Source organism: Streptomyces sp. NPDC086766 (assembly GCF_044746005.1).
In the GTDB taxonomy this organism is placed as follows: Bacteria; Actinomycetota; Actinomycetes; order Streptomycetales; family Streptomycetaceae; genus Streptomyces.
The window spans coordinates 199153-217139 of sequence record NZ_JBIVBI010000009.1 but is presented as its reverse complement, the minus strand read 5'-3'; the positions used below and the strand labels follow the sequence as shown (position 1 = coordinate 217139).

Genomic DNA, 17987 nt, shown 5'->3' with positions numbered 1-17987 from the left:
CCGATGGACCACCGTCTCTCCCCCGAGCTGGAAGAACTCCGCCGTACGGTGGAGGCGTTCGCGCACGACGTCGTCGCGCCCAAGATCGGCGACTTCTACGAGCGCCACGAGTTCCCGTACGAGATCGTGCGGGAGATGGGCCGCATGGGCCTGTTCGGGCTGCCGTTCCCCGAGGAGTACGGCGGGATGGGCGGCGACTACCTGGCTCTCGGCATCGCGCTGGAGGAGCTGGCCCGGGTGGACTCCTCGGTGGCGATCACCCTGGAGGCGGGCGTCTCGCTGGGCGCCATGCCGGTCCATCTCTTCGGCACCGAGGATCAGAAGCGCACGTGGCTGCCGCGCCTGTGCTCCGGTGAGATGCTCGGCGCGTTCGGCCTGACGGAACCGGACGGCGGCTCCGACGCGGGCGCCACCCGGACGACGGCCCGCCTGGACCCGGACACCGACGAGTGGGTGATCAACGGCTCCAAGTGCTTCATCACCAACTCCGGCACCGACATCACGGGCCTGGTCACTGTCACGGCGGTGACGGGCCGCAAGCCCGACGGGCGGCCGCAGATCTCCGCGATCATCGTCCCCTCCGGCACGCCCGGCTTCACTGTGGCGCCCGCCTACTCGAAGGTCGGGTGGAACGCGTCCGACACCCGGGAGCTGTCCTTCGCCGACGTCCGGGTGCCGGCCGCGAACCTGCTGGGCGAGGAGGGCCGCGGCTACGCCCAGTTCCTGCGGATCCTCGACGAGGGCCGCATCGCCATCGCGGCCCTGGCGACCGGCCTGGCCCAGGGCTGCGTCGACGAGTCGGTGAAGTACGCCAAGGAGCGGCACGCGTTCGGCAGGCCCATCGGCGCCAACCAGGCCGTCCAGTTCAAGATCGCAGACATGGAGATGAAGGCGCACACGGCCCGCCTCGCCTGGCGCGACGCGGCCAGCCGCCTGGTGGCGGGCGAGCCCTTCAAGAAGGAGGCGGCGCTGGCGAAGCTCTACTCGTCGACGATCGCCGTCGACAACGCCCGCGACGCCACTCAGATCCACGGCGGCTACGGCTTCATGAACGAGTACCCGGTCGCCCGTATGTGGCGCGACTCCAAGATCCTGGAGATCGGCGAGGGCACCAGCGAGGTCCAGCGGATGCTCATCGCACGAGAGCTGGGACTGACGGGCTGACGAGCTGACGGGCTGACGCACCGACAACCGAACAGCGCACGGGCCGCCGGCCCGGGGCCGGGCGCGGCACCCGCCCCTGGACAGGGACTAAGGTTAGGCTAACCTAACTTTCAATCCTCGTCCGGCGGGCGCCCCGCCCCGTTCGAAAGCAGGCGCACCCATGCCCAAGTCCCGTGCCACGCACCCCTCCCGCCGCGGCGTCCTCGCCGCGGGCGGCGCCCTCGGTCTCGGCGCCGTGCTCGCTGCCTGCGGCGGTGAGGACGCGAAAAGCGGTGGCCCGGGCGGCGCGGCGGGGGCCGCCGGATCCGGCCCCTGGTCCTTCCGGGACGACCGCGGCCGGAGCGCGAAGGCGGACCGGGTGCCGTCGAGCATCGTCGCCTTCGTCGGGGTCGCGGCCGCGCTGTACGACTACGGCATCCGGGCCAAGGGCGTCTTCGGCCCGACCAGGACCAGGGACGGCAAGGCCGACGTGCAGGCCGGCGACATGGACGTCAGCAAGGTGACGGTCCTCGGCAACGCGTGGGGCCGGTTCAGCATCGAGAAGTACGCGGCCCTCGCCCCCGACCTCCTCGTCTCCACGATGTTCGACGACGCCGGCACCCTCTGGTACGTCCCCGAGGAGTCGAAGAGGAAGATCCTCGCCGTCGGCGCCCCGACCGTGGGTCTCTCCGTCTACGACCGTCAGCTCACCGGGCCGCTGCGGCGCATGCTCGCCCTCGCCGAGTCGCTCGGCGCCGACGTCACCACGCAGAGGATCAGGCAGGCCAGGAAGCGCTTCGAGGACGCGGCGGCCCGGCTGCGCGCCGCCGCCCGGGCCAACCCGGGCATCAGGGTGCTGGCCGGTTCGGCCGCCCAGGACCTCTTCTACGTCTCCGGCACCGACCTCTCCGCCGACCTCGAGTACTTCAAGGCCCTCGGCGTCACCTTCGTCGAGCCCCCGACGCGGGCCAAGGCCGAGGGCGGCGGCTGGTACGAGTCGCTGAGCTGGGAGAACGTCGACAAGTACGCGGCGGACATCATCATGATGGACAACCGCACCTCGGCCGTCCAGCCCGCGGACATCACCGAGGGCACCTGGAAGAAGCTCCCCGCCGTCAAGGCCGGCCAGGTCATCGCCCGCAATCCCGAGCCGATCCTGTCGTACGACAAGTGCGCGCCCCTGCTCGACGATCTCGCGGCGGCCATCGAGAAGGCCCGCAAGGTCGGCTGACATCCCGGCCCACCCCGGACGACGTTCTCAGGAGCCCCGATGACCACCGCCGTGGCCGCCCCCTTCCGCTTCTTCTCCCTCCAGGTCGTGGCGACGAGGCGGCTCGGCCCCTCGCTCGTCCGCGTCACCTTCGCCGGCCCCGGCCTGGACGCCTTCCACTCCGACGGACGCGACCAGTCGCTGTCGCTGTTCCTGCCGCGCCCCGGCTCGAGCGAACCCGTCGTCCCGGTCCGCTTCGGGGACGGGTGGTGGCAGGCCTGGCGCGAACTCCCGGACGACGTACGGGCGGTGATGCGCTCGTACACCCTGCGCGCCCTGCGCCGGGACGCCTGCGGCGGCACCGCCGAGATCGACGTCGACTTCGTGCTGCACGGGGTCGGGCCGGGCGCCACGGCCCCGGCCGGCCCCGCCTCGCGCTGGGCCTCCCGGGCCGCACCCGGGGACCGCGTGCTGCTGCTGGGGCCCGCCGTCGCGGACAACCGCGCGATCCGCTTCCGCCCGCCCGAGGACACCGACCCGGTCCTGATGTGGGGCGACGAGACCGCCGTGCCCGCGGCGAGCGCCGTCCTGGAGTCCCTGCCGGCCGGCACCCGGGTGCGCGCCTGGCTGGAGGTGCGGCACGCCGGGGACATCCAGGACGTGCCGACCGAGGCCGACGCCGAGGTGACCTGGCTGGTCCGGGACCCCGGCCGGCCCGCGCACTCCCCCCTGGCCCTCGACGCCGTACGGGACGTCCGGCTGCCCTCCGGGGCGCGCCCGTACGTCTGGCTCGCGGGCGAGTCGGGGTGCGTCAGGGAGCTGCGCCGGCACTTCGTCGGGGAGCGCGGGATCGACCGGCGGCGCGTCACCTTCGTCGGCTACTGGCGGCACGGCCTGAGCGAGGAGGAGCTGCGCAATCGGGAGTGACGCGGCGGCGGTGGCGTGACAGCGGTCGCCGAGGGGCAGAGCTGCGTGAGGAACTTAGTTTAGGCTAACCTAAGTTAATCGCGAAGCTTCGCCCCTCTTCCACGTCCGCACGGACCGTCCCCACCCACCGGAGGACCCCCACATGCGCTCGCACCTGCTCAATGACCTCACCGCGGAGCACTACCGCCGCTCCGTGACCGAAGGAGTAGAGCGGGTGGCAGCCCATCTCGCCGTCACCGACCGTCCGTTCACCGGCGTCACCCCCGACGCCCTCGCCCCCCGCATCGACGGCATCGACCTGGACCGGCCGCTGCACGACACCGCGGCGGTGCTCGACGAACTGGAGGAGGTCTACCTGCGCGACGCGGTCCGCTTCCACCACCCCCGCTACGTGGCCCACCTCAACTGCCCCGTGGTGATCCCGGCGGTGCTCGGGGAGGCGGTCCTCTCCGCCGTCAACTCCTCCCTCGACACCTGGGACCAGTCGGCCGGCGCCACCCTCGTCGAGCGCAGGCTGGTCGACTGGACGGCCTCCCGCATCGGCCTCGGCCCCGCCGCCGACGGCGTGTTCACCTCCGGCGGCACCCAGTCCAACCTCCAGGCGCTGCTCCTGGCCCGCGAGGAGGCCAAGCCGGGGCAGGCGGGGCGCAGGGGGGCGGACTCCCTCGCCGGGCTGCGGATCCTCGTCTCCGAGGCGGGCCACTTCAGCGTGCGCAAGGCGGCGAAACTGCTGGGCCTGGGGCCCGAGTCGGTGGTGTCCCTCCCCGTCGACCGGGACCGCCGGATGCGGACCGTCGCGCTCGCCCACGAACTGGAGCGCTGCCGCCGCGAGGGCCTGGTCCCGATGGCCGTGGTCGCCACCGCGGGGACCACGGACTTCGGCTCCATCGACCCGCTGCCGGAGATCGCCGAGCTGTGCGAGCGGTACGGCGTGTGGCTGCACGTGGACGCGGCCTACGGCTGCGGCCTGCTGGTGTCCCCCACCCGGCGCCACCTCCTGGCGGGCATCGAGCGCGCCAACTCGGTCACCGTCGACTACCACAAGTCCTTCTTCCAGCCGGTCAGTTCCTCCGCCCTGCTGGTCCGGGACGCGTCCACCCTGCGGCACGCCACCTACCACGCCGACTACCTCAACCCCCGCCGCGCGGCGAGCGAACGCATCCCCAACCAGGTGGACAAGTCCCTGCAGACCACCCGCCGCTTCGACGCCCTCAAGCTGTGGACGACCCTGCGCGTGATGGGCGCCGACGGGATCGGCCGGCTCTTCGACGAGGTGTGCGACCTGGCCGCCGAGGGCTGGCGGATGCTCACCGCCGACCCCCGCTTCGACGTGGTCGTCGAACCGGCGCTGTCCACCCTCGTCTTCCGCCACGTCCCGGCGGCCCCCACCGACCCGGCCGAGACCGACCGCGCCAACCTGTACGCCCGCGAGGCCCTGTTCGCCTCCGGTGAGGCGGTCGTCGCGGGGACCAGGGTCGGCGGCCGCCACCACCTGAAGTTCACCCTGCTCAACCCCGAGACCACGCCGGCCGACCTCGCCGCCGTCCTCGACCTGATCGCCGGCCACGCCGAGCAGTACCTGGGAGAGTCCCTTGACCGCGCGTCCTGAACGTCCCGGCCCCGACTACGACTTCGTGGGGATCGGCCTGGGACCGTTCAACCTCGGCCTCGCCTGCCTCACCGAGCCGATCCCCGAACTGACGGGCGTGTTCCTGGAGTCCAAGCCCGGCTTCGAGTGGCACTCGGGGATGTTCCTCGACGGCGCCCACCTGCAGACCCCGTTTCTGTCGGACCTGGTCACCCTGGCCGACCCCACCTCCCCGTACTCCTTCCTCACCTACCTCAAGGAACGCGGACGGCTGTACTCGTTCTACATCCGCGAGAACTTCTACCCGCTGCGCGCCGAGTACGACGACTACTGCCGCTGGGCCGCCTCGAAACTGACCGGCGTGCGCTTCGGCACCACGGTGACCGAGGTGACGTACGACGAGGCGGACGAGCTGTACGCCGTACGGACGGCGGCCGGCGCGACCTACCGGGCCCGCCGCCTGGTCCTCGGCACCGGCACCTCGCCGTACCTCCCGGATGCCTGCCGGGGCCTGGGCGGGGACTTCATCCACACCTCCCGCTACATGCGGCACCGGGCGGAGCTCCGGCGCAAGGAGTCGATCACCCTGGTCGGCAGCGGCCAGTCCGCCGCCGAGATCTACCACGACCTGCTCGGCGGGATCGACGTCCACGGCTACCGGCTGAACTGGGTGACCCGCTCCCCGCGCTTCTTCCCGCTCGAATACACCAAGCTCACCCTGGAGATGACCTCCCCGGAGTACGTCGACTACTTCCGCCGGCTCCCGGAGGCCACCCGCTACCGCCTCACGGCCGAGCAGAAGGGCCTGTTCAAGGGCATCGACGGCGCCCTGATCGACGCCGTCTTCGACCTGCTCTACGAGAAGAGCCTCGCGGGCCCGGTCCCGACCCGCCTGCTCACCAACTCCAGCCTGAACGGCGCGCGGTACGACAACGGCACGTACACCCTCGCCTTCCGCCAGGAGGAGCAGGGGAAGGACTTCGAGCTGCGCTCCGAGGGGCTGGTCCTGGCCACCGGATACCGCTACCGGGAGCCGGACTTCCTCGCGCCCGTCCGCGACCGCCTGCGCCGCGACTCCCACGGCAACTTCGACGTGGCCCGCAACTACGCGATCGACGTCACCGGACGCGGCGTCTTCCTGCAGAACGCCGCCGTCCACACCCACAGCGTCACCAGCCCCGACCTCGGCATGGGCGCCTACCGCAACAGCTGCATCATCCGCGAGCTGCTCGGCAGGGAGTACTACCCGGTCGAGAAGACCATCGCCTTCCAGGAGTTCACCGTATGACCTTCACCATCCGCCCGCTCGACCCGGCGCGGGACGCCGGACTGCTGCACGGCTGGGTCACGCACCCCAAGGCGGCGTTCTGGATGATGCGGGACGCGCGATCGGAGGACGTGGAGCGCGTCTACACGGACATCGCGGCCGACGAGCACCACGACGCCTTCCTCGGGCTGCACGAGGGCGAGCCGGTCTTCCTGATGGAGCGCTACGACCCCGCCCACCGGGAACTGGCCGGACTGTACGCGGCGCGGCCGGGCGACGTCGGGATGCACTTCCTGGTCGCACCGGCCGAAACGCCCGTGCACGGGTTCACCCGGACCGTGATCACCGCGGTGATGCGGCACCTGTTCGAGGATCCGGCGACGCGCCGGGTCGTGGTGGAACCCGATGTCCGCAACACGGCCGTGCACGCACTGAACGCGGCGGTGGGGTTCGTGCCGGAGGGCGAGATCGAGACGCCGCAGAAGACGGCGCTGCTGAGCTTCTGCACCCGGGAGCGGTTCGAGAGGGCGGTGGGCGCGTGAACCCCGCCGACGCCGTGGCCCACCTCTCCCCCGAGCGCTGGGACACCGCCAACCGCCTCCTCGTGCGCAAGGCGCTCGCCGAGTTCGCCCACGAGCGGCTGATCACCCCCGAGCGGGACGGCGGCCACTACACCGTCCGCAGCGACGACGGCCGCACCCGGTACCGCTTCACCGCCGTCCGCCGCGCGCTCGACCACTGGCAGGTGGACGCCGGTTCCGTCACCCGCCACCGCGACGACGGCGAACTCCCCCTCTCGGCGATGGACTTCGTCGTCGAGCTGAAGGACTCCCTGGGCCTGAGCGACGAGATCCTGCCGGTCTACCTGGAGGAGATCTCGTCCACCCTGGCCGGCACCTGCTACAAGCTCGCCAAGCCGCGCGTCACGTCGGCCGAGCTGGCGGCGAGCGGCTTCCAGGCCGTCGAGACCGGCATGACCGAGGGCCATCCCTGCTTCGTCGCCAACAACGGGCGGCTCGGCTTCGGGATCCACGAGTACCTGGCGTACGCGCCCGAGAGCGCGCGTCCCGTCCGGCTGGTGTGGCTGGCCGCGCACCGCTCCCGGGCGGTGTTCACGGCCGGGGCCGGGATCGCGTACGAGACGTTCGTACGGCAGGAGCTGGGGGCAAAGACGGTCGAGCGCTTCGCCGGCCTCCTGCGCGACCGGGGGCTCGACCCCGCCGACTACCTGCTCATGCCGGTCCACCCCTGGCAGTGGTGGAACAAGCTCTCCGTCACCTTCGCCGCCGAGGTCGCCCGCCGGCACCTGGTGTGTCTCGGCGAGGGCGACGACGCGTACCTGGCCCAGCAGTCCGTACGGACCTTCTTCAACACCTCCCACCCGGACCGGCACTACGTCAAGACGGCGCTGTCGGTCCTCAACATGGGCTTCGTGCGGGGGCTCTCCGCGGCCTCCATGGAGGCCACCCCGGCCGTGAACGACTGGCTGGCCCGGCTGATCGAGGGCGACGCGGTGCTGAGGGCGACGGGCCTGTCGATCATCCGGGAGCGGGCCGCGGTCGGCTACCGGCACCTGGAGTACGAGGCGGCGACGGACCGCCACTCGCCGTACCGGAAGATGCTGGCCGCGCTGTGGCGGGAGAGCCCGGTGCCCTCCCTCCAGGAGGGCGAGTCCCTGGCCACCATGGCCTCACTGCTGCACGCGGACCACACGGGCGCGTCCTTCGCCGGCGCGCTGGTCGCGCGCTCCGGGCTGCGGCCGTCCGAGTGGCTCCGCGGCTACCTCCGGGCGTACCTCGTCCCTCTGCTGCACTGCTTCTACGCCTACGACCTGGTCTTCATGCCGCACGGCGAGAACGTGATCCTGGTCCTGGAGGACGGTGCCGTACGGCGCGCGATATTCAAGGACATCGCCGAGGAGATCGCGGTGATGGACCCGGACGCCGTGCTGCCGCCCCGGGTGCGGCGGATCCGGGTGGACGTGCCGGAGGACAGGAAGCTGCTGTCGATCTTCACGGACGTCTTCGACTGCTTCTTCCGCTTCCTCGCCGCCGGCCTCGCGACCGAGGGAGTCCTGCCGGAGGACGACTTCTGGCGCACGGTCGCGGAGGTCGTCCGGGAGTACCAGGCCTCGGCGCCCGAACTGGCCGACCGGTTCCGCCGGTACGACCTGTTCGCCCCCGAGTTCGCCCTGTCCTGCCTCAACCGCCTCCAGTTGCGCGACAACCGCCGGATGGTCGACCTCAACGACCCGGCCGGCGCCCTCCGGCTGGCGGGCACGCTGCCCAACCCCCTCGCGGGGCGGTAGCCCGGACGGGTGAAGCCCCCGGCGGTGCGGCGGCCAGGGCGGACGGGTGCCCCGGACTACGGTCCTCCGGGGCGCCCGTTCGGGGCCATGTCCTACCGGGTCACCGGCTGGGCCAGGGCACCTGGGGCGAGCGGTAGTAGCCGATGCCCAGGGCGTCCCAGCGGGGCGCCTGGGCCGCGAGGCGCACCTTGTAGGTCTCCCAGTCGTGCGTGGCCGCGGGCGACCAGCCGAGTTCGGCGGCGCCGGGCAGCCTCGGGAAGGCCATGTAGTCGATGTGGGCGGAGGTGGAGAGCGTCTCCGACCACAACGGGGCCTCCACGCCCCGGACGGCGGAGGCGGGGGCGCCGGGCAGGTAGGCGCCGGGGTCCCAGTCGTAGGACCGCCGGACCTCGACATAGCCCGCCCAGGCCAGCCCCAGCGGGGTGTCCTTGGTGTACTTCATGTCGAGGTAGACCCGGTCGGCCGGGGAGAGGATCAGTCCGGTGCCGTTCCGTGCGGCCTTGGCGACCTGCTCCTTCTCCGCGGCGCTGGTGGAGTCCAGTCCCCAGTACTGGGCGAGCGCGCCCGGGGCCGGGGTCGCGCCGGTGAGCTGGTGCCAGCCGATCACCGTCTTGCCGTACTTCGCGACGACCGGCTGGACCCGGTCCATGAACTTCACGTAGTCGTCGTGGCTGGTGGAGTGCGCCTCGTCGCCGCCGATGTGCAGGTAGCGGCCGGGGGTGAGGGCGGCCAGTTCGCGGACGACGTCGTCGACGAAGTCGTAGGTGCGGTCCTTGGCCACGCACAGCGAGCTGAAGCCGACCTTGGTGCCGGTGTAGAGCGGCGGCGCGACACCGTCGCAGTTCAGCTCGGCGTAGGAGGCGAGGGCCGCGTTGGTGTGGCCGGGCATGTCGATCTCGGGGACGACCTCCAGGTAGCGGGAGGCCGCGTACCGGACGATCTCCCGGTAGTCGTCCTTGGTGTAGAAGCCGCCCGGGCCGCCGCCGACCTGGGTGGAGCCGCCGTAGGTCGCCAGGCGCGGCCAGGAGTCGACGGCGATGCGCCAGCCCTGGTCGTCGCTGAGGTGCAGATGCAGCTTGTTGATCTTGTAGAGGGCCAGCTCGTCGATGTAGCGCTTGACCTGGGCCACGGTGAAGAAGTGGCGGGAGACGTCGAGCATCGCGCCGCGGTAGGCGTAGCGAGGGGCGTCCTCGACGGTGCCGCCCGCGACCGGCCACAGGCCGGGCTGCACGGACTTCCGCTCGACGGCGGCGGGCAGCAGCTGGCGCAGGGTCTGCACGCCGTGGAAGAGGCCGGCCGGCTCCCGGGCGGTGATCGTCACGCCCCGGGCGCCGCTGTCGAGGCGGTAGCCCTCGGCGCCGAAGCGCCCGTTCGCCAGGCGCAGCCGGATGCCGCCGCGCCCGTGCGTGGTCAGCGGCAGCGGATAGCCGGTCGAGGGGCGCAGGACGTCCGCGAGGTAGGCGCCGATCCGGCGCGTGTCCTCGCGCGCGGCGTCGATCCGGATGCGGGTGTCGCGGGTGATGAGGTACGGGGATCCGCCCGCCTCGGCCGAGGCGGGGGCGGGGACGATCCGGTCCAGCGGCGTCGCGGCGCCCCGCTCCTGCCCGGCGGGGGCCGCGCCGACGGCGAAGACCCCGGCCGCCGCCACGAGCAGCAGCGAACCGAGGGCGCGGGTCAACCGGGGGGTGCGGGGAGTCGTGCTGGGGTGCCGTCTCACATGCGCTCCCTTGAACTCGGTTGTTCTCGACTGTTCTCGACTGAACTCGACTCCGGGGCCCGGCGGCCCCGACGGGTATAGACCACTCTCTCGCAGAAGTGGCGGCGGTGAAACAATCCCCCCATGGCGGAAATCATCCAGAAGGACGGCACGTGGGTGTTCGACGGCGACACCCTGCGGCTGACCCCGGGACGGGACAAGAACGTCAGTGTGCTCCGGAAGAGTCTGGGTGAACTCGTCGTCCCGCTGGCGGCGTTGGCGGGTGTTTCGTTCGAACAGGGGAGGAAGTCGGGGCGGCTCAGGCTGCGGCTGCGCGACGGCGCCGACCCGCTGCTGCACGCGACCGGCGGACGGCTGACCGAGCCGCACGACCCCTATCAGCTGCTCGTGGAGTCCGACCGCTACGGCGTCGCCGAGTACGTCGTGGACGAGATCCGCAACGCGCTGCTGCTGGAGGAGGTTCCGTCCGATCCGGTGACGGAGTACCTGCTGCCCGGCCCGCCCGTGCCGCTGTCCGCGTCCGCCGGGGACGGCACGGCGGGCTTCGACGGCGAGCAGGTGCGCCTGGAGTGGAACTGGAAGACGGAGGACGCCAAGGCCGCCGCCGGCCCCCGGACGCTGGCCCTGTCCGACGTCACCGCGGTGGAGTGGCTGCCCGCCGCCGGGCTGGAGAACGGCCACCTCCGCTTCACCGTGCGCAACGCGCCCACCAAGGCCCCGCCGAAGTTCGACCCGAACGCGGTGGAGCTGTGGGGCTTCCGGAAGGACCCGCTGATGGCGCTGGTCGCGGCGGCCGTGCAGGCGCGGCTGCCGCACCCCGGCGCACCCGGCGCGGGGGCCGTGCGGGCGCCGGAGGCCGAGGCTCGCCGGCCCCTCCCGCCCGCCGCCGAGGACGACCACGACGCGCTGCTGCGGCGGCTGCGGGAGCTGGGCGAGCTGCACCGCACCGGCGTGCTGACGGCCGAGGAGTTCTCCCTGGCCAAGCAGGCGGTGCTCCGGCGCATGTAGCGGCCCCCCGCGGGCAGTCGGACAGCCACCGGACAGCCATCGACCCGTCACCGGGCCACCACCGAACGTGACCGGACCGCCCGCAGCGAGAGATCCGCGACAGTTTGAACGGGATCGTGCCCGAAATCGGGCAGGCTGGTTGCGAAAGCTGCGCCGGTACCCCAGGATCAACCGGGTGCACGACGAACTTGTAGATCATCTGACGCGCTCCACGCCCCTGAGCCGGGGCGAGGCGCTGCGGGTGATCCAGGACGTGCTCGCCTACTTCGACGAGACGACCGAGGAGTACGTCCGTCGCCGCCACCGCGAGCTCCAGGCCCAGGGCCTGGTGAACGCGACGATCTTCGAACGGATCGCGGCGGACCTGAAATACCGGGCCGTGGCGCCGCCGGAGCTCACCCTCCGGCAGTTGCGGCGCATCGTCTACGGCTGAGTCCAGACTGAGGGATACGTATATATGTGCGGAATCGTCGGATACATCGGGAAGCGTGACGTCGCGCCGCTGCTCCTGGAGGGCCTGCAGCGCCTGGAGTACCGCGGGTACGACTCCGCGGGCATCGTCATCACCTCGCCCAAGACGGCCGGCCTGAAGATGGTCAAGGCCCAGGGCCGGGTCCGCGACCTGGAGGCCAAGGTCCCGGCGCGCTTCAAGGGCACCACCGGCATCGCGCACACCCGCTGGGCCACCCACGGCGCCCCCTCCGACGTGAACGCCCACCCGCACATGTCGGCCGACGACAAGGTCGCCGTCGTGCACAACGGCATCATCGACAACGCCGCCGACCTGCGCCGCAAGCTGGAGGCGGACGGCGTCGAGTTCCTCTCCGAGACCGACACCGAGGTCCTCACCCACCTGATCGCCCGCTCCCAGGCCGAGACCCTGGAGGAGAAGGTCCGCCAGGCGCTGCGGGTCGTCGAGGGCACCTACGGCATCGCCGTGATGCACGCCGACTTCCCGGACCGTATCGTCGTGGCCCGCAACGGCTCCCCGGTCGTCCTCGGCATCGGCGAGAAGGAGATGTTCGTCGCCTCGGACATCGCCGCGCTGGTCGCCCACACCCGCCAGATCGTCACGCTCGACGACGGCGAGATGGCCACCCTCAAGGCCGACGACTTCCGCACGTACACCACCGAGGGCACCCGCACCACCGCCGAGCCGACCACCGTCGAGTGGGAGGCCGCGTCGTACGACATGGGCGGCCACGACACGTACATGCACAAGGAGATCCACGAGCAGGCCGACGCCGTGGACCGCGTGCTGCGCGGCCGCATCGACGACCGCTTCTCCACCGTGCACCTCGGCGGCCTGAACCTGGACGCCCGCGAGGCGCGCCAGATCCGCCGCGTGAAGATCCTCGGCTGCGGCACCTCGTACCACGCGGGCATGATCGGCGCCCAGATGATCGAGGAGCTGGCCCGCATCCCCGCGGACGCCGAGCCCGCGTCCGAGTTCCGCTACCGCAACGCGGTCGTGGACCCCGACACGCTGTACGTCGCGGTCTCGCAGTCCGGTGAGACCTACGACGTGCTGGCCGCCGTCCAGGAGCTCAAGCGCAAGGGCGCGCGGGTGCTGGGCGTGGTCAACGTGGTCGGCTCGGCGATCGCCCGCGAGGCGGACGGCGGCATCTACGTGCACGCCGGACCCGAGGTCTGCGTGGTGTCCACCAAGTGCTTCACCAACACCACGGTCGCCTTCGCGCTCCTCGCCCTGCACCTCGGCCGCACCCGGGACCTCTCGGTCCGCGACGGCAAGCGCATCATCGAGGGCCTGCGCCGGCTGCCGGAGCAGATCTCCCAGATCATGAAGCAGGAGGAGGAGATCAAGAAGCTGGCGGAGAGCTACGCCGACGCCCGCTCGATGCTCTTCATCGGCCGGGTGCGGGGCTACCCCGTGGCCCGTGAGGCCTCCCTGAAGCTCAAGGAGGTCTCCTACATCCACGCCGAGGCCTACCCGGCCTCCGAGCTCAAGCACGGCCCGCTGGCGCTGATCGAGCCCGCCCTGCCGACGGTGGCGATCGTGCCGGACGACGACCTGCTGGAGAAGAACCGCGCGGCGCTGGAGGAGATCAAGGCCCGCAGCGGCAAGATCCTCGCGGTCGCGCACCAGGAGCAGGAGAAGGCCGACCAGACGATCGTCGTGCCGAAGAACGAGGACGAGCTGGACCCCATCCTGATGGGCATCCCGCTGCAACTCCTCGCCTACCACACGGCGCTGGCGCTGGGCCGGGACATCGACAAGCCGCGCAACCTGGCCAAGTCCGTCACCGTGGAGTGACCGGGCCCGGCTGAGCAACTCCGCCGCGCGGTCGCGGGGTAGCGGTCGATCAGACGCAACTCCCCCGCGATCCCGCGGACATGAGCGACCCCCTGGCGCCACCGGCGCAGGGGGTCGCTCCTCACAGGGGCCGGGGTCCGCCCGACTGCCCGGCCCACGGCTGCCTCAGCCGGTGGCCGTCACCCCCCGGCCGGCAGCGCGTCGCGGAAGTGCCGTGGGCCAGTGGGTGAGGGCCGCGGTCGCCGCGTACCAGGAGACCGCGCCGGCCGCGACGGCGAACCAGCCGCCGACCTTCGCCAGGCTGCCGCTGTCGGCGAACTCCGCGACGGCGAGCAGGAGCAGGGAGACGAGGAACAGCCCGTAGGTGCCCTGGCCGAGGAGGTCGCCGCCGGCGAGGGTCAGGGTGAGGGCCACGAGGGCGAACAGCAGCAGGAAGACTCCCGCGCCGTTGCCGGAGGCCGGACCGCCGGCCGAGAGGGCCCAGGTGAACCACAGGGCGCCGAGTGCGGTGAACGCCGTACCGCTCGCGGTGTCGTGGTCGCGCAGGGCGAGCAGTCCGGTGACGAACAGGGCCACGCCGCCCACGTAGTGAGCGAGTGTCACGGCGTCGGCCGCCGTGACGCCGTCGATGACCCGGGTGTGTCCGAGGCCGAAGGCCAACAGGGTGATGCCCAGGGCGAGTCGGCCGGCGATGGTGGTGGTGCTTCCCGCGGAGACGTCGTTGTCCACGGCGGGCTCCCTTCATGCGTGCGCAGGGTGCGTGACCGGTATATGCCCTTCACAAGGGCACAAACACCTCCGCGCGAGGGGAGATTCAGCGGTCGGGCAAGGGAGTGGGGGGAAGGAGGTCGAGCCGTGCGCGGGCGCCTGTGCGCGGGGGCTACGGGATGACGACGACCGGCCGCCGCGCGCGCTTGGCGAGGCGGCCGGCCACGGAGCCGAAGAGGCGTCCGACCAGGCCGTGCGTGGAGCCGACGACGATCGCGTCCGCCTCGTACTCCTTGCCGACCTCCTCCAGTTCGTGGCAGATGTCGCCGCCGCGCTCGACCAGGATCCAGGGCACCTCGGCGAGGTACTCCGCGCAGGCGAGTTCGAGCCCGAGGACCTCGGTGCGGTGGTCCGGCACATCCACGAAGACGGGGGGCTCGCACCCCGCCCACACCGTGGTGGGCAGCCGGTTGGCGACATGGACGATGATCAGCCCGGCCCGGGAGCGGTGCGCCATGCCGATCGCGTAGGCGAGGGCGCGCTCACTGGAGGTGGATCCGTCGAAGCCGACGACGACGCCGTGCTGGAAGGCGGGATCGCACGCGGCGCGTGGCTCTTCGGCCGCCAGGGGATCGGCCGCCGTAGGGTCGGCGACCGGACGCTTGCGGTCCGCGGGTTCGAAGAATTCGTGACCGGCCATGGCTGTCTCGGCGATGTGATCCTTTATGAGGGACTTCGGTCTGCGGCGGAGCTGTGTCCGGGAATAGTCTTCCCGTCCCCATACCCCCAAGGGTACGGCGGCACGCCTCCTTGGCCCAGTTGCCGCGTGCTCCCCCGACTTCTCGGGGCACAGGGGGACCCCCGTGGTCGCGGCTCCCCGGAGCATGCACGAGTGAGGCCCGGATGGCAATGGTCGCTGCCCCGTACAGGCGGTTCGCGCGGCGCTCACGCCACGCGACCGCAGGGTGACGCGTTCCGCACGGTGACCGGCCGTTCGAGCACGCGTTGAACCCGGTGAACCACCGCCCCAGGGAGCGTCTTTCGTGTCCGGACCCCGCACCGTCCCCGAGCGCCGCCCGTCGCCGCCGCCCGCGACCGACACCGCGCGCGACGTGGTGCGCTGGGCGGCGTTCAGCTGCGCCCTCGTCCCCGTGGTCCTGCTCTGGTTCGGCACCTCGCCGGCCGGCGCGACGGGCACCGCGTTCGGCCTGGCGGCGGTCACCGCCGTCTGCCGTGTGCTGCTGCGCCGGTCGGAGCGCGGGGCGGCCCGGCTGCTCGCCGAGGAGCGCGCCCCGCATCGCGGCCGCAGGCCCCGGACGGGCGCCGGGACCCATCGACGCGGACGTCGCCCCGGCGGATCCGCACCGGTCGGCTGACCGGTTTCCGCACTCCCGCCCGTATCTTTTCAGCCAACTTCTCGCGATGGCGCATCACCGCCCCCAGGTACCCCCCAACCCCCGTTCCACCTGCACCGAAAGGGTCCGAAGGGCCCCGCGCACCCTATGTGGATTGGCCACCGCCACAAGGCGCACTTCCCTGCACGCTCCCCGAGTGCAACGCTTCGTGATCGAATGCTTTACGCCAAGTTGCCATGTCGACAATCTGCCGGGTGCTGAACCGGCCACGTCGGCACGGCGGGACCCAGTAGATTCGATCTTGACTGTCTTACGGCGGGGGACTCGTGCAAAACCGAGGGGAAACGTGCAGGAGCGACACAACCGAGGAGCCGCGACCACCAAGGGGGGCTTAGCAGTATGAGCCACGACTCCACTGCCGCGCCGGAAGCCGCGGCCCGGAAACTCTCCGGGCGACGTCGCAAGGAGATCGTCGCGGTGCTGCTGTTCAGCGGCGGCCCCATCTTCGAGAGTTCCATACCGCTTTCGGTGTTCGGGATTGACCGCCAGGACGCCGGAGTGCCGCGCTACCGCCTGCTGGTGTGCGGTGGCGAGGAAGGCCCGCTGCGGACCACAGGGGGCCTGGAACTCACCGCGCCACATGGCCTGGAGGCGATCTCCCGCGCGGGCACGGTCGTCGTGCCGGCCTGGCGCTCGATCACCTCTCCGCCACCGGAGGAGGCGCTCGACGCACTGCGCCGGGCACACGAGGAGGGCGCCCGCATCGTCGGGCTGTGCACGGGCGCCTTCGTCCTGGCCGCGGCGGGCCTGCTCGACGCCCGCCCGGCGACCACGCACTGGATGTACGCGCCGACGCTGGCCAAGCGCTATCCGTCGGTGCACGTCGATCCGAGAGAGCTGTTCGTCGACGACGGCGACGTGCTCACCTCCGCCGGTACGGCGGCCGGGATCGACCTGTGCCTGCACATCGTGCGGACGGACCACGGCAACGAGGCGGCGGGCGCGCTCGCCCGGCGCCTCGTCGTCCCGCCGCGCCGCAGCGGCGGGCAGGAGCGCTATCTCGACAGGTCTTTACCCGAGGAGATCGGCGCCGACCCGCTCGCCGAGGTCGTCGCCTGGGCACTGGAGCACCTCCACGAGCAGTTCGACGTGGAGACGCTCGCGGCACGGGCGTACATGAGCCGCCGTACGTTCGACCGCCGCTTCCGCTCCCTCACCGGGAGCGCGCCGCTGCAGTGGCTGATCACCCAGCGGGTGCTGCAGGCGCAGCGCCTGCTGGAGACGTCGGACTACTCGGTGGACGAGGTCGCGGGGCGCTGCGGCTTCCGTTCGCCGGTGGCGCTGCGCGGGCACTTCCGGCGGCAGCTGGGCTCCTCCCCGGCCGCCTACCGGGCCGCCTACCGGGCGCGCCGCCCCCAGGGCGAGCGGCCCGTGGACGGTGACGGGCCGACGGGACCGGCGAACCCCGCCGGACCCGCGGGGACCGGCGGCTCGACGGCTCCGTCCGGCCCGCTCGGGCTGCCGGGTCCGTCCGCCCCGGCGCCGTCCCTCCACCCAGAGGGGCCGGGACCGCTGCCGCACCACGGCCGCCGCACGCCGGCACCGCTGGCGAGCCTGCCGGGGCAGCGCAGCGGAAGCTGACGGGACCGGGTGGGCGGGGGATCCCCCGCCCACCCGCCCGGCTCGACCGACGTAGAAGCCGCTCGCGGGGACCTTTCGGGCGGCCCCCGGAACAAGGTCGCCGCACGGTCGGCTCAGCCCGCCGCGGCGCGCCGTAAGGTTAGACACATGAACGATCGCATGGTGTGGATCGACTGCGAGATGACCGGCCTCTCGCTGTCCGACGACGCGCTCATCGAGGTGGCCGCCCTCGTCACCGACTCCGAGCTGAACGTGCTCGGCGAGGGAGTCGACATCGTCGTCCGCCCGCCGGACGCGGCGCTGGAGACGATGCCGGAGGTGGTGCGTCAGATGCACACCGCGTCCGGCCTGCTCGACGAGCTGGCCGGCGGCACGACGCTGAAGGACGCCGAGGAGCAGGTCCTGGCCTATGTGCGGGAGCACGTGAAGGAACCGGGCAAGGCCCCCCTGTGCGGCAACTCGGTCGGCACCGACCGCGGCTTCCTGCTGCGCGACATGCCGACGCTGGAGGGCTACCTGCACTACCGGATCGTCGACGTCTCCTCGATCAAGGAGCTGGCCCGGCGCTGGTACCCGCGGGCGTACTTCAACAGCCCGGAGAAGAACGGCAACCACCGCGCCCTCGCCGACATCCGCGAGTCCATCGCGGAGTTGCGCTACTACCGCGAGGCCGTCTTCGTGCCGCAGCCCGGCCCGGACTCCGACACCGCCAAGGCGATCGCCGCGAAGCACGTCCTGCCCGCGCGGTAGGGGCGCCGGGGACACGTGGCGGGGCCCCGGAGAAAGCCGTGCGCGAGCACCCCTCCGGACCCTGTACACTTTTTCTCGTCCGGTCGGGAA

General features: G+C 72.0%; 16 protein-coding genes. 13 read left to right on the top strand and 3 right to left on the bottom strand.

The annotated features are described in order from the left end of the window. The first annotated feature begins 3 nt into the window (after positions 1-3). From ACIPM1_RS19105 to ACIPM1_RS19075, 7 genes are all read left to right on the top strand, one after another. Positions 4-1164 carry an acyl-CoA dehydrogenase family protein gene (locus ACIPM1_RS19105; RefSeq protein WP_402435932.1) on the top strand — a complete coding sequence of 387 codons (1161 nt, stop codon included), beginning with the start codon at positions 4-6 and terminating at the stop codon, positions 1162-1164. 160 nt (positions 1165-1324) lie between these two features. Then, positions 1325-2374 (top strand): ABC transporter substrate-binding protein, encoded by a 1050-nt coding sequence (locus ACIPM1_RS19100; protein WP_402435929.1) that lies wholly within the window; start codon positions 1325-1327, stop codon positions 2372-2374. Between the two features lie 39 nt (positions 2375-2413). Continuing rightward, complete coding sequence (locus tag ACIPM1_RS19095; protein ID WP_402435926.1) at positions 2414-3280, top strand: siderophore-interacting protein; 867 nt, start codon at positions 2414-2416, stop codon at positions 3278-3280. Positions 3281-3422: 142 nt separating this feature from the next. Continuing rightward, positions 3423-4889, top strand: a complete 1467-nt coding sequence (locus ACIPM1_RS19090; protein WP_402435923.1) for a pyridoxal phosphate-dependent decarboxylase family protein — start codon at positions 3423-3425, stop codon at positions 4887-4889. Then, complete coding sequence (locus ACIPM1_RS19085; protein WP_402435920.1) at positions 4873-6156, top strand: lysine N(6)-hydroxylase/L-ornithine N(5)-oxygenase family protein; 1284 nt, start codon at positions 4873-4875, stop codon at positions 6154-6156. The genes ACIPM1_RS19090 and ACIPM1_RS19085 overlap by 17 nt, the downstream gene beginning before the upstream one ends. Beyond that, positions 6153-6677 (top strand): GNAT family N-acetyltransferase, encoded by a 525-nt coding sequence (locus tag ACIPM1_RS19080; RefSeq protein WP_402435917.1) that lies wholly within the window; start codon positions 6153-6155, stop codon positions 6675-6677. Before ACIPM1_RS19085 ends, ACIPM1_RS19080 begins: the two co-directional genes overlap by 4 nt. After that, the gene (locus tag ACIPM1_RS19075) at positions 6674-8443 is read left to right on the top strand and encodes an IucA/IucC family protein (protein WP_402435913.1); all 1770 of its coding nucleotides are present in this window, start codon (positions 6674-6676) and stop codon (positions 8441-8443) included. The genes ACIPM1_RS19080 and ACIPM1_RS19075 overlap by 4 nt, the downstream gene beginning before the upstream one ends. A gap of 100 nt (positions 8444-8543) precedes the next feature. On the opposite strand, the gene ACIPM1_RS19070 is transcribed toward ACIPM1_RS19075, so the two are convergent. Next, positions 8544-10160, bottom strand: coding sequence for a beta-N-acetylhexosaminidase (locus ACIPM1_RS19070; protein WP_402435910.1), 1617 nt, complete (start codon positions 10158-10160; stop codon positions 8544-8546). 123 nt (positions 10161-10283) lie between these two features. Between ACIPM1_RS19070 and ACIPM1_RS19065 the strand changes: the two genes are divergently transcribed. From ACIPM1_RS19065 to glmS, 3 genes are all read left to right on the top strand, one after another. Beyond that, positions 10284-11168 (top strand): DUF4429 domain-containing protein, encoded by an 885-nt coding sequence (locus ACIPM1_RS19065; protein ID WP_402435907.1) that lies wholly within the window; start codon positions 10284-10286, stop codon positions 11166-11168. A gap of 175 nt (positions 11169-11343) precedes the next feature. Beyond that, positions 11344-11601: a hypothetical protein gene (locus ACIPM1_RS19060; protein ID WP_392194969.1), complete on the top strand. Its 258-nt coding sequence runs from the start codon at positions 11344-11346 to the stop codon at positions 11599-11601. Between the two features lie 24 nt (positions 11602-11625). Then, complete coding sequence (gene glmS / locus ACIPM1_RS19055; RefSeq protein ID WP_402435903.1) at positions 11626-13443, top strand: glutamine--fructose-6-phosphate transaminase (isomerizing); 1818 nt, start codon at positions 11626-11628, stop codon at positions 13441-13443. Between the two features lie 165 nt (positions 13444-13608). On the opposite strand, the gene ACIPM1_RS19050 is transcribed toward glmS, so the two are convergent. Together ACIPM1_RS19050 and ACIPM1_RS19045 are read right to left on the bottom strand one after the other, a co-directional pair. Beyond that, on the bottom strand, positions 13609-14172 hold the full coding sequence (locus ACIPM1_RS19050; protein WP_402435900.1) for a GPR1/FUN34/YaaH family transporter: 564 nt from the start codon (positions 14170-14172) through the stop codon (positions 13609-13611). A gap of 151 nt (positions 14173-14323) precedes the next feature. Continuing rightward, a complete protein-coding gene (locus ACIPM1_RS19045) occupies positions 14324-14851 on the bottom strand; it encodes a universal stress protein (RefSeq protein ID WP_402435897.1) in 528 nt (175 codons plus the stop codon). A 343-nt stretch (positions 14852-15194) separates the two neighbouring features. Here ACIPM1_RS19045 and ACIPM1_RS19040 point away from each other — a divergent pair, with 343 nt between their 5' ends. The 3 genes from ACIPM1_RS19040 to orn all read left to right on the top strand — a co-directional run bounded on the left by ACIPM1_RS19040 (position 15195) and on the right by orn (position 17897). Beyond that, positions 15195-15527 carry a hypothetical protein gene (locus tag ACIPM1_RS19040; protein ID WP_402435894.1) on the top strand — a complete coding sequence of 111 codons (333 nt, stop codon included), beginning with the start codon at positions 15195-15197 and terminating at the stop codon, positions 15525-15527. A gap of 378 nt (positions 15528-15905) precedes the next feature. Further along, positions 15906-17147 (top strand): helix-turn-helix domain-containing protein, encoded by a 1242-nt coding sequence (locus ACIPM1_RS19035; RefSeq protein ID WP_402435891.1) that lies wholly within the window; start codon positions 15906-15908, stop codon positions 17145-17147. Positions 17148-17294: 147 nt separating this feature from the next. Beyond that, positions 17295-17897 carry an oligoribonuclease gene (gene orn / locus ACIPM1_RS19030; protein ID WP_356192343.1) on the top strand — a complete coding sequence of 201 codons (603 nt, stop codon included), beginning with the start codon at positions 17295-17297 and terminating at the stop codon, positions 17895-17897. The last annotated feature ends 90 nt before the right edge of the window (positions 17898-17987 follow it).

Bases quoted from the DNA above. Each gene is read 5' to 3' on its own strand.
- ACIPM1_RS19105 (WP_402435932.1), top strand. From the start codon at position 4: ATGGACCACCGTCTCTCCCCCGAGCTGGAAGAACTCCGCCGTACGGTG.
- ACIPM1_RS19100 (WP_402435929.1), top strand. From the start codon at position 1,325: ATGCCCAAGTCCCGTGCCACGCACCCCTCCCGCCGCGGCGTCCTCGCC.
- ACIPM1_RS19095 (WP_402435926.1), top strand. From the start codon at position 2,414: ATGACCACCGCCGTGGCCGCCCCCTTCCGCTTCTTCTCCCTCCAGGTC.
- ACIPM1_RS19090 (WP_402435923.1), top strand. From the start codon at position 3,423: ATGCGCTCGCACCTGCTCAATGACCTCACCGCGGAGCACTACCGCCGC.
- ACIPM1_RS19080 (WP_402435917.1), top strand. From the start codon at position 6,153: ATGACCTTCACCATCCGCCCGCTCGACCCGGCGCGGGACGCCGGACTG.
- ACIPM1_RS19065 (WP_402435907.1), top strand. From the start codon at position 10,284: ATGGCGGAAATCATCCAGAAGGACGGCACGTGGGTGTTCGACGGCGAC.
- glmS (WP_402435903.1), top strand. From the start codon at position 11,626: ATGTGCGGAATCGTCGGATACATCGGGAAGCGTGACGTCGCGCCGCTG.
- ACIPM1_RS19045 (WP_402435897.1), bottom strand. From the start codon at position 14,851: ATGGCCGGTCACGAATTCTTCGAACCCGCGGACCGCAAGCGTCCGGTC.
- ACIPM1_RS19035 (WP_402435891.1), top strand. From the start codon at position 15,906: ATGAGCCACGACTCCACTGCCGCGCCGGAAGCCGCGGCCCGGAAACTC.
- orn (WP_356192343.1), top strand. From the start codon at position 17,295: ATGAACGATCGCATGGTGTGGATCGACTGCGAGATGACCGGCCTCTCG.